General features: G+C 66.7%; 12 protein-coding genes. 5 read left to right on the top strand and 7 right to left on the bottom strand.

Annotated elements, in window-relative coordinates:
* Positions 1-22: 22 nt before the first annotated feature.
* On the bottom strand, positions 23-907 hold the full coding sequence (locus ACFSCW_RS16130) for a prephenate dehydratase (RefSeq protein WP_380891336.1): 885 nt from the start codon (positions 905-907) through the stop codon (positions 23-25).
* Between the two features lie 135 nt (positions 908-1,042).
* On the opposite strand from ACFSCW_RS16130, the gene ACFSCW_RS16125 reads away from it, so the two are divergent.
* Positions 1,043-1,723 carry a c-type cytochrome gene (locus tag ACFSCW_RS16125; protein WP_380891334.1) on the top strand — a complete coding sequence of 227 codons (681 nt, stop codon included), beginning with the start codon at positions 1,043-1,045 and terminating at the stop codon, positions 1,721-1,723.
* A 113-nt stretch (positions 1,724-1,836) separates the two neighbouring features.
* Here ACFSCW_RS16125 and ACFSCW_RS16120 read toward each other — a convergent pair whose 3' ends face one another.
* The gene (locus ACFSCW_RS16120) at positions 1,837-3,126 is read right to left on the bottom strand and encodes an adenylosuccinate synthase (protein WP_380891332.1); all 1,290 of its coding nucleotides are present in this window, start codon (positions 3,124-3,126) and stop codon (positions 1,837-1,839) included.
* Positions 3,127-3,331: 205 nt separating this feature from the next.
* Here ACFSCW_RS16120 and infC point away from each other — a divergent pair, with 205 nt between their 5' ends.
* The 3 genes from infC to ACFSCW_RS16105 all read left to right on the top strand — a co-directional run bounded on the left by infC (position 3,332) and on the right by ACFSCW_RS16105 (position 7,402).
* Positions 3,332-3,865, top strand: a complete 534-nt coding sequence (gene infC, locus ACFSCW_RS16115) for a translation initiation factor IF-3 (RefSeq protein ID WP_380891329.1) — start codon at positions 3,332-3,334, stop codon at positions 3,863-3,865.
* Between the two features lie 188 nt (positions 3,866-4,053).
* A complete protein-coding gene (locus ACFSCW_RS16110; protein WP_380891328.1) occupies positions 4,054-6,822 on the top strand; it encodes a TonB-dependent receptor in 2,769 nt (922 codons plus the stop codon).
* A 106-nt stretch (positions 6,823-6,928) separates the two neighbouring features.
* On the top strand, positions 6,929-7,402 hold the full coding sequence (locus tag ACFSCW_RS16105; protein ID WP_380891326.1) for a hypothetical protein: 474 nt from the start codon (positions 6,929-6,931) through the stop codon (positions 7,400-7,402).
* Here the strand turns inward: ACFSCW_RS16105 and ACFSCW_RS16100 are convergent.
* On the bottom strand, positions 7,353-8,189 hold the full coding sequence (locus tag ACFSCW_RS16100) for an SMP-30/gluconolactonase/LRE family protein (protein ID WP_380891325.1): 837 nt from the start codon (positions 8,187-8,189) through the stop codon (positions 7,353-7,355). The two genes, ACFSCW_RS16105 and ACFSCW_RS16100, sit on opposite strands and share 50 nt — an antisense overlap.
* A 173-nt stretch (positions 8,190-8,362) precedes the next feature.
* Between ACFSCW_RS16100 and ACFSCW_RS16095 the strand changes: the two genes are divergently transcribed.
* On the top strand, positions 8,363-9,511 hold the full coding sequence (locus tag ACFSCW_RS16095; RefSeq protein ID WP_380891322.1) for an acyl-CoA dehydrogenase family protein: 1,149 nt from the start codon (positions 8,363-8,365) through the stop codon (positions 9,509-9,511).
* 109 nt (positions 9,512-9,620) lie between these two features.
* Here the strand turns inward: ACFSCW_RS16095 and ACFSCW_RS16090 are convergent, their stop codons facing one another.
* From ACFSCW_RS16090 to ACFSCW_RS16075, 4 genes are all read right to left on the bottom strand, one after another.
* On the bottom strand, positions 9,621-10,169 hold the full coding sequence (locus tag ACFSCW_RS16090; RefSeq protein WP_380891321.1) for a GNAT family N-acetyltransferase: 549 nt from the start codon (positions 10,167-10,169) through the stop codon (positions 9,621-9,623).
* Positions 10,166-11,590, bottom strand: coding sequence for a DNA-packaging protein (locus ACFSCW_RS16085; protein ID WP_380891320.1), 1,425 nt, complete (start codon positions 11,588-11,590; stop codon positions 10,166-10,168). Before ACFSCW_RS16085 ends, ACFSCW_RS16090 begins: the two co-directional genes overlap by 4 nt.
* Positions 11,587-12,126 (bottom strand): hypothetical protein, encoded by a 540-nt coding sequence (locus tag ACFSCW_RS16080; protein ID WP_380891319.1) that lies wholly within the window; start codon positions 12,124-12,126, stop codon positions 11,587-11,589. The genes ACFSCW_RS16085 and ACFSCW_RS16080 overlap by 4 nt, the downstream gene beginning before the upstream one ends.
* A gap of 112 nt (positions 12,127-12,238) precedes the next feature.
* Complete coding sequence (locus ACFSCW_RS16075) at positions 12,239-12,421, bottom strand: hypothetical protein (RefSeq protein WP_380891317.1); 183 nt, start codon at positions 12,419-12,421, stop codon at positions 12,239-12,241.
* Between the last annotated feature and the right edge of the window lie 54 nt (positions 12,422-12,475).

The raw sequence follows: 12,475 nt of genomic DNA, 5'->3' as shown, positions 1-12,475 counted from the left end.
CCCCTGAAGGGGAGGGGCTGGATTAGCCCCGTTTCCTTGCCTGCGGGTACACGCCGAGTACATCCACCCGCTTGGCGTGGAATCTCAACTCCTCCAGCGCCCGATCCACCGCCGGGTCACCGGGTGCACCCTCTATATCCGTATAGAACTCCGTCGCCGCGAAGCTGGCGCCGCGCTGGTAGCTTTCCAGCTTGGTCATGTTGATGCCGTTGGTCGCGAAGCAGCCGAGCGCCTTGTAGAGCGCGGCGGGGATGTTGTTGACCTGGAAGATGAACGTCGTCATCAGGTCGCCGCTCTCCGGCCGGCGCGGCTCGCGGGCGAGGATCAGGAAGCGGGTGGTGTTGTCCGACGCGTCGGCGATCGCGTTCTCGATCACGTCGAGGCCGTAGAGCTGCGCGGCGAATGCGGGCGCGATCGCGGCGATGCTCCAGTCCTGCATTTCCGCGACCTTGGCGACGGCGGCGGCGGTGTCGGCATAGTCGATCGGGCGAATGCCGCGGGCGCGCAGCCACTTCCGGCTCTGGCCCAGCGCCTGGGGGTGGCTCATCACTTCGCGAATGTCATGGCCGGCCTTGCCGATCAGCGCCGGGACGATCGCGAGAAAATGCTCGCCGGTGATCGCGAGCCCGGATTCGGGCAGCAGGAAGTGGATGTCGGCGACGCGGCCGTGCACCGAATTCTCGATCGGGATGATCGCCCGTCCGGCGCGGCCTTCCTTCACCGCCTCCAGCGCATCCTCGAAGCTGAAGCAGGGATAGGGCAGGCCGTCGGGAAAATGCTCGATCAGCGCGCGGTGCGAATTGGCGCCCGGCGCGCCCTGAAACGCGACGGCGCGCGCCGGGTCGCGCTCGGCAGCAGCGATCATTTCGGCGACCAGACGCCGCGCCGGTTCGGGATAATTCTCCATGACCGCGCGCGCCTAGAGTCTTTCCGCGGCCAAGGGAACCCGTGCGACTTGCGAGGCGCGCAGCCTCTTTCTAAAGGGAGCGCGCGTTTTCAAGGGGCGAGCCCGTCCCACGGGCTTCTGACGTAGGGATTTGCAATGAACGACCGCAACAACACGATCGCCGGCTGGGTGCTGGGCGCCGGTATCGTGGCGCTGGGCGCCGGCATCGTGTCCGGCGAATTCTTTCACGGCGAGCGGCCGGAGAAGATGGGCTATCCGATCGCCGGCGTCGTCGAGGGCGGCGAAGGCGGAGCGGCAGTGGCCGAAGTGCCGATCGCGCAGCGCATGGCGACGGCCGATCCGGCCAACGGCGCCAAGATCTTCCAGAAGTGCGCGGCCTGCCACACCGACACAAAGGGCGGCGCGAACGGCGTCGGCCCGAATCTGTGGGGCGTGGTCGGCGAGGCGATCGGCCAGGGCGCCGGCGGCTTCGCTTTCTCGGACGCGCTGAAGTCCAAGGGCGGCGCCTGGGATTTCGATTCGCTCGACAAATGGCTGACCAGCCCGCGCAAGTTCGCTGACGGCACCAAGATGACCTTCGCCGGCCTGTCGGCGGGCAAGGACCGCGCCGACGTGATCGCGTACCTCAACCAGCAGAGCGACGCGCCTAAGCCGCTGCCCAAGGCGGAAGCGCTGCCGGCCGACAATCCCGGCGGCCCGGCAGCGAAGTCGGCCGACACCGGCGCAGGGCCTGATACGGTCGCACCCGGCGCGCCGTCGGTCGACCCCGCCGCAAAGGGCGGATCGAAAATCGACCTGCCCGAAAAGAAGAAGTGATTCTTCTCCCCTCCCGCTCGCGGGAGGGGCCGGGGGTGGGAAGACGCCTGATTCCGGTGCTGAGTCGAACGCGGTCCCTCCCCTAACCCCTCCCGCAAGCGGGAGGGGAATCGTTAATCCGCGAACGGGTCCCGCACCAAAATCGTATCCTCCCGCTCCGGGCTGGTCGAAACCAGCGCGACCGGGCAGCGGATCAGCTCCTCGATGCGGCGGATATATTTGATTGCCTGCGCCGGAAGCTGCGCCCAGCTGCGCGCACCGGCGGTCGATTCGCTCCAGCCGGGAATGTCCTCGTAGACCGGCTCGACCGCGGCCTGGTCGGCAGCATGCGCCGGGAAGTGGTTCAACGTGCGGCCGTTCAGCCGATAGCCGGTGCAGATGCGGATCGTCTCGAGCCCATCGAGCACGTCCAGCTTGGTCAGCGCGACGCCGGTGACGCCGGAGACAGCGACCGACTGGCGCACCAGCACGGCGTCGAACCAGCCGCAGCGGCGCTTGCGGCCGGTGACGGTGCCGAACTCATGCCCGCGCTCGCCGAGCCGCTGGCCGATTTCGTCCTCAAGCTCGGTCGGGAACGGGCCGGAGCCGACGCGGGTGGTGTAGGCCTTGACGATGCCGAGCACGAAGCCGACCGCGCCCGGCCCCAGCCCCGATCCGCCCGCCGCAGTGCCGGCAATGGTGTTCGAGCTGGTGACGAACGGATAGGTGCCGTGGTCGACGTCGAGCAGCACGCCCTGCGCGCCTTCGAACAGGATGCGGCGGCCGCGCGCGCGCGCTTCGTTGAGGTCGAGCCAGACGGGCTTGGCGAATTGCAGCACGAAGTCGGCAATCTCGCGCAGCTCGGTCAGCAGGCGCTCGCGGTCGATCGGCGGCTCGCCGAAGCCGGCGCGCAGCGCATCGTGATGCGCGGTCAGGCGGTCGAGCTGCGGCCCGAGATCGCCCAGATGCGCGAGGTCGCACACCCGGATCGCCCGCCTGCCGACCTTGTCCTCATAGGCGGGGCCGATGCCGCGGCGGGTGGTGCCGATCTTGCCGGCGCCCGACGCATCCTCGCGCAGCGCGTCGAGATCGCGGTGAAAGGGCAGGATCAGCGCGCAATTGTCGGCGATGGAGAGCGTGCGCGGCGAGACTTCGACGCCCTGGCCCTGCAGCTTTTCGACTTCCGACTTCAGCGCCCAGGGATCGAGCACGACGCCGTTGCCGATCACCGACGGCGTGCCGCGCACGATGCCGGAGGGCAGCAGCGACAGCTTGTACACCTGGTTGCCGATGACGAGCGTGTGGCCGGCATTGTGGCCGCCCTGGAACCGCACGACCAGATCGGCGCGCTCGGCGAGCCAGTCCACGATCTTGCCTTTGCCTTCGTCGCCCCATTGTGCGCCGATCACCGCTACGTTCGCCAACCCGACCTCCTTTGTGCGGGGATCGCCTAGTGGAGCTTGGGCGAAGGGTCCAGTTTTCGCCTCAAGATTGCGCGCTCGGCCCGAATCCGGGACCGATGCCAATCATCCCGCGACGGAACCGCGCTCGCCCGCTTCCGTTGGCGGCGCGGTGCGCTTATATAGCGCGTTCCACCAACCCACAGGAGCTTACCCTATCCGTCCTCCCATGATGCGGCGCCCGCTGGCGCCCCCGGCCCTTTCCGGCCCGCGCTTCAACGAATTCATCCAGAGCCCCAAGGTTCGGGTGATCGATCATGAAGGCGAAAATCTTGGCGTGATGTACACGCGCGAAGCGATGGAGCAGGCGCGCGAATTGGGGCTCGACCTTGTCGAAGTGTCGCCCAATGCCGATCCGCCCGTCGCCAAATTCCTCGACGTCGGCAAATTCAAATACGAGGCCCAGAAAAAGGCGAACCTCGCCCGCAAGTCGCAGAAGACGCAGGAGATCAAGGAGATCAAGATGCGTCCGAACATCGACGATCACGACTATGACACCAAGATGAAGAAGGTGGTCGAGTTCATCGAGGAAGGCGACAAGGTGAAGGTCACCATGCGCTTCCGCGGCCGCGAGCTCAGCCACGGCCAGCTTGGCATGGCGGTGCTGCAGCGAGTCGCCGAACAGACGGCCGAGATCGCCAAAGTCGAGGCGCATCCGCGCATGGAAGGCCGTCAGATGCTGATGGTGCTCGCGCCCAAGTAAAATCGGACTTCGACGCTGCGGCCATTCCGTAGCGTCAATGTCACAGCGTCCAGCAACTGTTGCAAAAACGCCGCAACGCGCCGGGAATTCTTCCGGCGCGGCGCTGTGCTGTGGATGTTACAGAGCCGCGACTCTAAACTCCTCTCGATAACAAAAGACGAGTCCGTGGGGGACTTGGGGAGAGGACCATGAGCAAATCATGCTGGCTGCTGTCGGCAGCCTTATTCGTATTCGTCGCGCCCGTTCACGCCCAGGATACGCAAAGCGCGTCGTCGACGCCGGGGCCGGCCGCGGCCGACGCCTCGGATCAGACGCCCAACGCCGGCGACATCATCGTCACCGCCACCCGCCGCGCCGAGGCGCTGTCGGACGTGCCGATCGCAGTGTCGGCGGTCTCCGCCGAATCGCTGCAGAATTCCGGCGCCAACGACATTCGCCAGCTGAACCAGCTCGCGCCGTCGCTGCTGGTCTCCTCGACCGGCTCCGAAGCGAACGGCTCCGCCCGCATCCGCGGCATCGGCACGGTCGGCGACAATCCCGGCCTCGAAAGCTCGGTCGCGGTGTTCGTCGACGGCGTCTATCGCTCGCGCTCCGGCATCGGCCTGAACGAGCTCGGCGAAGTCGACCGCATCGAGGTGCTGCGTGGGCCCCAGGGCACGCTGTTCGGCCGCAACGCGTCGGCCGGTCTCATTCACATCATCACCAAGAAGCCGAGCTTCGATTTCGGCGGCTATGGCGAGTTCAACTACGGCAATTATAACTACATCCGCGCCGCCGGTGCGGTGACCGGGCCGATCACCGATCAGCTCGCCGCGCGTCTCGACGCCGTCTATGTGAAGCGCGACGGCTTCTATCACGACCTCACCAACAAGACCGACGTCAATGACCGCAACCGCTACTTCATCCGCGGCCAATTGCTGTACGAGCCGAGCGACGACATCTCGGTACGGCTGATCGGCGACTACACGCACCGCGACGAGAAATGCTGCGGCGCCGTATACATCGACCAGACGGTGAACCCGGCCAACGCGAACCTGCTGGATCCCACGCAGAACACGATCATCCAGACCTTGCTCGCGCTCGGCGAGCCGGCGGCCGCGTTCAGCAATCCGTTCAGCCGCAACATCTACCCGTCGCCGGGCCGCACCTACAAAGGCATCACCAAGGATTGGGGCGTCTCGGGCGAGGTCAATTGGAACCTCGGCGGCGCGAACCTGACCTCGATCACCGCCTATCGCGACTATAAGTCGAACCAGGGGTCGGATACCGATTATTCCTTCGTCGACATCCTGTACCGCGCGCCGGGCAGCAGCGCCTATCAGCGTGAGTTCCGCACCTTCAGCCAGGAGCTGCGGCTGCAGGGCTCGGCCTTCGACAACAAGCTGGACTGGCTGGTTGGCGGCTATTTCGCCCACGAAAAGCTGAACCTCACCGACAATCTGAAGTTCGGCACGCAATATGGCCGCTTCGCGACCTGCCGTCTGGTCGGCGCATTCGGCCTGCCCGGCAGCTTTTTCGGACCCGGCAGCGCAGGCTGTCTGACGCCGACCGGCCGCGCCGTGCTGAACGGTCAGGTTCCCGGAGTCGCTTCGCCGTTCGGCGCCGCCGGCCCGCTGATCGTCGCCGGCTTCGACCGCCTCGACAGCGTGAACAATGTCGGCGACAACAACGCGAATTACCGCCAGACCGATACCAATTTCGCGTTCTTCACGCACAACATCATCCACCTGACCGACACGTTCGACGTGACTTTGGGCGCGCGCTACACGCACGACCGCAAGAAGTTCGCGGCGGCGTTCAACAACACCAACACGGTCTGCCCGGCGCAACAAACGGCGCTGACGCCGCTGCTCACCGGCCCGCTCGCGGCGGTCGCGGGCGGCCTGATCAACCTCGCCTGCCAGGGCAATTCCACGTCCGAGCTCAACGGCGTGAACATCAACGACCATCGCGGCGAAAGCGAGTTCACCGGCACGGTGGTCGCCTCGTGGAAGCCGTCGACGGCGTGGCTGCTCTACGCCAGCTATTCGCGCGGCTATAAGGCGGGCGGCTTCAACCTCGATCGCTCGGCGCTCAAGGCCCCGATCTTCGTCGTGAACGGCGTGCCGACGACGACGTTCGCGGCGGCCGGGGGTGCGCAGGCGCTGGTCCACAACCTGCAGTTCGCGCAGGAAGTGAACGACGCCTATGAAGTCGGCTTCAAATATTCCAGCCGGATGTTCTCGCTGAACGTCGCCGCCTTCCACCAGCGTTTCTCGGACTTCCAGCTCAACACGTTCAACGGCTCGGTCTTCCTCGTCCAGAACGTCAATGGCTGCTCGAACGACCTGGCCGGGGCCGACCGCGACACCAGCGCCGCGACCGGCTCCTGTCCGAAGGACAAGGTCGGACCGGGCGTGCTGTCGAGCGGCGTCGAGATCGAAAGCTCGATCCGCCCGACGCGAGACCTGTCGATCGGCTTGGGGTTGACCGTCGCCAACACCCGTTATCGCCACGATCTGGTCGGCAACTCCAGCGGCGTGCCGCTCGATCCGGCGCTGCGGCTGCTGCCGGGCTCCAAGCTGTCGAACGCGCCGGCGGCGGTCGCGACCGGCTCCTTAACCTGGACGCCGCCGATCGGCGACACCGGACTCACCGGCCTGCTTTACATCGATGGCCGCGTGACCAGCGACTACAACACCGGCTCCGATCTGTTCCCGCAGAAGAAGCAGGACGGCTATGCGATCGTCAACGGCCGCATCGGCATCCGCGGGCCGAAGGAGCTCTGGGCGATCGAGGTGTTCGCGCAGAATATGTTCAACCAGAAATATGCGCAGGTCGCGTTCAACTCGCCGTTCCAGGCGGGCCGGACGATCGCCCCGTTCACCGGGGCGACCTATCCGGGCGGTTCGCAGATCTTCTCGGCCTTCTTGGCCGAGCCGCGCACCTATGGCGTGACGGTCAGAACCCGCTTCTGACGAGCGCGTTTTCGGCTCAAATCGGGGCGGCGGGGCAACCTGCCGCCCTTTTTTTGCTGCGCTGCAACCGGGCGCTATGATCTTGCGTTGTAATGTTATGTTCAGGTTGAGCACACCCGAAACGACCTCCGCCGTCCCGGCTTCGGCCACGCCCAAACCCGCTCCTTCGACGCCGCGCGACCTGGTCGCGGTCATGCTGCGCGCCGCCGAAAAGCTGCAGTCCCAACCGCAGCTCAACAGCGCGCGGGCGTTGCTGGAACGGGGCGGCGACCAGCTCGTCCAGCTGCTCGATCCCGAGCGCCGGCCCGACTGGGCCTGGTTCGAAATCCTGTTCGAGGAAGACGCATGCCGCCTGCCCGAAGCGCTGCTGCGCGCCGGCCGCATGCTTCACCGCGAGGACTTCACTGCCTGCGGCATCGAAACGCTCGACTGGATGCTGCGCGGCCGCGTCCTCGCCAAGTGCATCGACACCATGGCCGACGCCTGCGAAGCCGCCTTCGCCGCGACCGGCGACCTCAAATGGCTGATGATCAGCCGAACGGCCATTCTGGCACGCCGGGCACATCCACGGGAAAGCTGAAAATCCCGCCCGACCCGCGCTCGCCCGCGACCCGCGCACTCGTCACATAGGCCGTGCGCCGGTCGTCGCCCCCGAACACGATCATCGTCGGCCGGCTGACCGGCAGCGCCACCTCCTCGACCACTTCGCCCTCGCTCGACAGCCGCGCCACGCGCCCGCCGTCGAACAACGCCGTCCAGTAAAATCCCGCCTCGTCGAACGACCCGCCGTCCGGCCGCCCCTCGCCGATCGGCCATTGGTGGAACACCCGCCGGTTGGTGAGCCTGCGCCCGACCACATCGTACATGCGCAACGCATGGCTCGGCGTATTGGCATGCGCGAACCGCCCGCCGTCCGCCGAGAACGCCGCCCCGTTGCATGTCAACATCTCGCCCTCGATCCAGGTCACGCGCCCGTCCGGATCGAGCCGGTACAGCGCCGCCTCGCCCGTCTCCTTCTTCAGATCGACGCTTCCCACCCAGAACCGCCCCCAGGGGTCTGTGCGCCCGTCGTTGAACCGGTAGTCGCGTTTGCCGGCCAGCACCGCCTCGCCGAAAATCATCGCATCGGCGTCCCAATCGTCGATCGTCGCGAACCCGTCCTTCATCGCGAGCAGCAGCCCGCCTTTCTTCCGGAACGCAAAGCACCCTACAGGCTGCGGAAACACCCGCTTCTCGTCCGCGCCGGTCGCCGGATCGAACCGATGCAGCTCCGACCGCGCGATATCGACCCAATAAAGCCGCCGCTCGGCAGCATGCCACCGCGGCCCCTCGCCCAGTTCGGCCTTCGCGTTCAGGACAAGTTCCATGAGTCTCCCACACCCGTTCGGGCTGAGCTTGTCGAAGCCCTCCCTTCTTCTTTCGATGACACAGGAAAGGAAAGAAAGGGCTTCGACAGGCTCAGCCCGAACGGAGCAGGAGAGTCCTTCACCTTGACGAAAACGTAAACTCCGTCTCTCCTGCCCCAAACAGGAGAGACAGGATGCTGAACACCGCCGGGCGCACGCCCTACACCCCCGATCACGAGGCGTTCCGCCAGACCGTCCGCTCCTGGCTCCAGAAGGAAGCCGTCCCCCACATCGCGCGCTGGGACGAGCAAGGCATCGTCGACAAGGATATCTGGGTGAAGGGCGGCGCGGTCGGCATGCTCTGCCCGACGGTGCCCGAGGAATATGGCGGGCTCGGCCTTGATTTCGGCTACAACGCCGTGATCGACGAAGAAGTCGCCTATGCCGGAACGCCGCTCGGCTTCAGCCTCCAGTCCGATATCGTCGTCAATTACCTGATCTCCTACGGCTCCGAAGAGCAGAAGCGCGAATGGCTGCCGAAGATGGTCTCGGGCGAGGTCGTCACCGCGATCGCGATGACCGAGCCCGGCACCGGCTCGGACCTGCAGGGCATCCGCACGACCGCCAAAAAGGACGGCAACCACTACGTCATCAACGGCTCCAAGACCTACATCACCAACGGCCAGAACGCCGACCTCGTGCTGGTCTGCGCCAAGACGGACACCGAGGTGCAGCCGGCCTGGAAAGGCGTGTCGATCATTCTGGTCGAGGCGAACCGCGAAGGCTTCAAGCGCGGCCGCAACCTCGACAAGATCGGCCAGGACGCCGCCGACACCTCCGAGCTGTTCTTCGAAGACGTGCGCGTGCCGATGACCAATTGCCTCGGCGAAGAAGGCAAGGGCTTCCTCTACCTGATGTCCGAACTCCCGCAGGAGCGGCTGTCGATCGCGGTCGGCACCCAGGCCTCGGCCCAGCGCGCGTTCGACGACACCGTCGCGTTCGTGAAGGAACGCAAGGCGTTCGGCAAAACCGTGTTCGATTTCCAGAACACGCGCTTCACCCTCGCGGACCTGAAGTCCAAGCTCCAGATCGGCTGGGCCCATATCGACTGGGCGCTCGCCCGCCACCTTCGCCGCGAGCTGACGCCCGAGGAAGGCGCCGCCGCCAAGCTCTGGCACACCGAGATGCAATGGGAGGTCATGGACAAATGCCTCCAGCTCCACGGCGGCGCCGGATACATGAACGAATACCCCATCGCCCGCGCCTGGCGCGGCGCGAGGGTGTCGCGGATTTACGGCGGCACCAATGAGATCATGAAAGAACTGATCGGGCGCAAACTCTAACTTCTCCCCTCCCGCTTGCGGGAGGGGCCGGGGGTGGGAACTGCCTCAACCCGGCGCGGACTTGAACGCTCTTCCCACCCCTAACCCCTCCCGCAAGCGGGAGGGGAAATCAGGAAAGCGGCCCCCTCTCAAACCCCTCCCGATCGATCGCATACACCACATGCGTCACCGGCACGCCCGCCATCTCGGCATGGTCCAACCGCGGCGTCAGCACGCCGCCGATCTTCTCCATCGCCCGCCGCGACCGGCCATTGGTCTCCCCGACCAGGAAAATCACCCGGTCGAAATGCTGCAGCGCATGCGCGATCATCAGCCGCTTCATCGACCGGTTCACCGCCCCGCCCCAATAGGCCCTCGCGACGAACGTCCAGCCGATCTCGATCTCGCCTTCGCCCGCGCGGCGCACATCGAAGCGAGACGACCCGATAATCTCCCCCGTCGCCGGATCGATCGCCGCCAGCGCCCCGCCGCTCGCCAGCGCATCGTCGAAGAATCGCCGAAACACCGGCTCCTGCCAGCGATCGTGCGCCGGGTGCACTTCCCAGATCAGCGGATCGGAGGCGACGGCGAACAGCGCGTCCCAATCGTCCGCCTTGAGCGGCCGCAGCCGCACACGGTCGTCGGCAAGCTCGGGCTGGGCATCGAAAGCGTCGGTCATAGCGCCATTATGCGCGGTTCGGGGCGATGCGCCAGCATCAGCTCGGTCAGCGCCCAGACCAGCGCATCGGCCCGATCCGGCGACCGCCCCGGCCCTTCATAGCCGCCGCCGACCGTGATCCCGCACATCTGGTCCTCCAGCTCGGGGAACGCGCCGGCATGCTTCACCCGCCCCTGCGCGTAGAGCAGCGACACCGGCTCCGCCCGCGCAGCCTTGCCCCGCGACGCATGCACCAAAGTCACCGGCAGCGAAGGATCGAAGGCCCGCAGCGTGCTCAGCACCATGTCCCCGCCCTGGTTGGCCTCGGCGACGATCCGGTCCGCCCCCCACCGCGCGCTCGCCGCGCCCACCGCAAGGGCCCACCGCTCCGGCGACGGATTCGCCACACTCGCGTCCTCCAGCACGAAGCCAATGCCGTCCCGCGCAAGCCCGCACACAACAATCCCGCAAGCATCCCCCCGCTCCGAGGCGGGAGGATCAACGCCGATCACGATGCGCACCAGATCCTCCCCGGAACGGGGAGGGGGACCGCCGGCGCAGCCGGTGGTGGAGGGGGCCCCCGCGTCGGACAGTGCTCTAGCTCGGGCCCCCTCCGTCAGGCCTGCGGCCTGCCACCTCCCCGTTCCGGGGAGGATTGGGTCTGCCCCACACCCCTCCACTACCGCCCGCGTCCACAGCGCTCCCTCGACATCCTCGATCAACTCCCCGTCCAGTTCCTGCCGCCCCAGCCGCGTGCCCGCGTACATCGCTTGCACCGCCGCCAGGAACGCCTTGGGCAGATACAGATTGTCCGCCGACCGGCCGCCGGTCTGCACCGTCGCAGATTCGCGCATGATCGCCTTCAGCACCCTGGTCGGCCTGGGCGTGGTCGTCACCACCACGCGCTGGTCCTTGCCCTGGCGCAGGCCGAGCATCAGGTTCGCCCAGCTTTCCTCCCCGCGCGCCCATTTCGCCAGCTCGTCGCACCAGGCATATTGATGCTCCGGCCCGCGCAGCCCGTCCGGGTGCTCGCCGGAGAAAATCTCCGCGACCGCGCCGCTCTTGTAGGTGAGCACCCCGCGCGACGGCTCCCATTTCGGCGGCCGCCGCGGGTCGGCGCAGGCGATCAGGCCGCTCGGCCCTTCGATCATGATGCTGCGCGCTTCGTCGATCGTCGCGCCGACGATCGCGATCCGCCTTTTGCCGGTCCGCCGCGCGAGCTTCGTCACCCATTCGGCACCGGCGCGCGTCTTGCCATATCCGCGCCCGGCGAGGATCAGCCACACCCGCCAGTCGCCCGGCGGCGGCATCTGGCCAAGCTGCGCCCATTCGTCGAACGCGGCGCGAAGATCCTTGCGCTCCTCGGGCGTCATCCGCGCATAGAGCCGCTCGCATTCGTCCGCGTCCTTGCGGGCGAGGATGTCGCCGACCTGCCGCTTCATGGCCGTTCCCCCGCCAGCAGCCGTTCGCGCAACTTGTCGACCCGCTCGCGGATTTCGGCGAGCGCCTGTTCGCCGTCCGGATCGTCGTCCGCCGCACCATCATGCTCAAGCGCGGTCTGCCGGTGCGCGCGGTACAGCAGCTCGGCGACGCGCTGCGGATGCTTCGACAGCATGTCGAGCGCCTCGCGGTCGGTCGCCGCATCGGCCAGCGCGCCGCGCACGCGCTCCTCGGCGATCAGCGCGCGTTCCAGCATCTCGATTTCCAGCCGCGCATAGCCTTCGGCGATCGCCGCACGCCAGTCGCGGCGGAACGTCGCGTCCCGCCGGCGCAGCGCATAGGCGCCGGAATCGGTCATGCCGACCTCACGGCACGCCGCCTGGACATTGCAGGTCGCGGCCAGCGTCTCGAGAAACCGCTGCCGCTTCTTTTCGGTCCACAATTTCCGGCGCGTCGTTCGTCCGGTCATCACCGACAAGAGCGCGGCCCGCGAGGGGCTATCCTCATCGTCCGCCGCCGTGTTCGTCCGCTGCGCCATGCCCGCTCTCCCCAAAAGAAAAAGGCCGGCGCGCCACAACGGCGCACCAGCCCAATCCTGGGTTCGCTTACCCGATCAGCGTGACGATGTCAAGATGAATGTGCCAATATGGTTAGTTCTGCGTTTCGGCACGCACCCTGTCGGCACGTTCCTCGGCCTGGTCGATCGCGGCCAGCAGGTCGTCGAAGCACGGCGTGTCGTCCACCCGGAACGCGCGCCGAAAGCCGCTCCCGAGCAGGCTCAAATCCTGCTCGGTCAGCAAACCGATCGCAACGATACCGTCCCTGTTGTCCAAGCCCAGCTTTCCACCCAGCGAACATCGACAACGCACGACGGCACGGCTTGTGTC

Origin of the sequence: Sphingomonas tabacisoli (genome assembly GCF_042678385.1) — a bacterium.
GTDB classification, from domain to species: domain Bacteria; phylum Pseudomonadota; class Alphaproteobacteria; order Sphingomonadales; family Sphingomonadaceae; genus Sphingomonas_B; species Sphingomonas_B tabacisoli.
Note: the sequence above shows the minus strand (reverse complement) of the source record. Positions and strands in the feature narration are given on the sequence as shown.